Source organism: Sulfitobacter sp. CW3 (genome assembly GCF_019392245.1).
GTDB lineage: Bacteria > Pseudomonadota > Alphaproteobacteria > Rhodobacterales > Rhodobacteraceae > Sulfitobacter.
In genome coordinates this window covers 1-274 of the sequence record NZ_JAHXRL010000196.1, presented here as the reverse complement: position 1 = coordinate 274, position 274 = coordinate 1, and the positions used below count along the sequence as shown (strand labels likewise).

Here is a 274-nt window from a genome sequence, read left to right as displayed (position 1 = left end):
CCGGCCTCGTCGCCGTCGCCCAGACCGCCAGCCTCACCGACTCCGGCGGCCTCAGCAATGCCGGCCTCGTCGCCAGCGACGGCACCCTCACCACAGACCTGACCCACACCGGCGTCGCCCGCCTGTCCGGACAGTTCAACGGCACGCTCACCAATGCCGGCCTGCTGCAGATCACCGGCCCGCTCGCCGGGCTCACCAGCCTGACCAACACCGGCGCCCTCGACCTCGGCGGCACCGCCTTCACGCTCACCGACCTCGCGGGTCCGTCCTCCGC

General features: G+C 73.4%; 1 protein-coding gene. It reads left to right on the top strand.

Features of this window, described 5'->3' with window-relative positions; translation table 11 throughout:
• On the top strand, positions 1-274 hold a 274-nt coding region (locus KZZ06_RS20755), incomplete at both ends, for a hypothetical protein (RefSeq protein WP_219581853.1).